Origin of the sequence: Cytobacillus oceanisediminis 2691 (assembly GCF_007678455.1) — a bacterium.
Classification (GTDB): domain Bacteria; phylum Bacillota; class Bacilli; order Bacillales; family Cytobacillaceae; genus Mesobacillus; species Mesobacillus oceanisediminis_A.
In genome coordinates this window covers 1-253 of sequence record NZ_VEEP01000308.1, presented here as the reverse complement: position 1 = coordinate 253, position 253 = coordinate 1, and the positions used below count along the sequence as shown (strand labels likewise).

Below are 253 nucleotides of genomic sequence, written 5' to 3'. Positions count from 1 at the left end.
CTTCCTTTGGCAATGCTCCATTCCCTCCCAGCTACTTCTTCAATTCCTCCAACTCTCCCCCTCTACCAACCTTGCCCTCCCATAATACCTAAATCACTTCTTCCAAACTACCATTTTCAGCTAAATCCTCAATCTCATACCCAACATAAGTCAGCCTATCATCCATCATACAACTCATACAACATCTTCTTCCCACTACCCCTTCAACACCACCTCTTACTCTCATACTCAATCTCTCCTTTCTACTTTAATT

The 253-nt window shown here is 42.7% G+C and carries 1 protein-coding gene; it reads right to left on the bottom strand.

Features of this window, described 5'->3' with window-relative positions:
- Window positions 1–88: 88 nt before the first annotated feature.
- Complete coding sequence (locus FS736_RS24715; RefSeq protein WP_186326939.1) at window positions 89–226, bottom strand: hypothetical protein; 138 nt, start codon at window positions 224–226, stop codon at window positions 89–91.
- Between the last annotated feature and the right edge of the window lie 27 nt (window positions 227–253).